This is a genomic window from Clostridium sp. TF11-13AC (genome assembly GCF_003481065.1).
GTDB classification, from domain to species: domain Bacteria; phylum Bacillota; class Clostridia; order Lachnospirales; family Lachnospiraceae; genus Otoolea; species Otoolea fessa.
In genome coordinates, this window is sequence record NZ_QUKJ01000026.1 from 340 (window position 1) to 808 (window position 469).

1 protein-coding gene is annotated in these 469 nt (G+C 49.9%); it reads left to right on the plus strand.

Going from position 1 to position 469, the window contains the following annotated elements:
* A partial coding sequence (locus DXD12_RS15720; RefSeq protein ID WP_243105411.1) for a recombinase family protein occupies nucleotides 1-469 on the plus strand: 469 nt, incomplete at both ends.

Genomic DNA, 469 nt, shown 5'->3' on the forward strand with positions numbered 1-469 from the left:
ATATCGCCATGAATGACGGTATCGACACCCTGCGGGATAACAACGATATTGCCCCGTTCAAGAATATCCTGAACGAGATGTACAGCAAGGATATTTCCAAGAAAGTCCATTCCTCTTATCTTCTGAAAGCGCAGAAAGGACAGTTTACCGGGTGTCTTGCCCCGTTTGGGTATCGGAAAGACCCGGAGGACAAAAACCATCTGCTCATTGACGAGGAAACCGCCCCGATTGTGCGACTGATTTTCGGATATGCCCTGAACGGTCATGGTCCGAACTATATCCGCAGACGGCTGGAGGAAGAAAAAATCCCCTGCCCCACATGGTGGAACCGGGAACGGGGGCTTCGCAATACCCGCACCAAATGGGAAAAGAAAGACCCAGAAAAAGGACGGTATATGTGGGACTTCTCCGTTATCAAAGACCTTTTGATGAATCCCGTCTACACCGGGGCGATTGCTTCCCAGAAAAA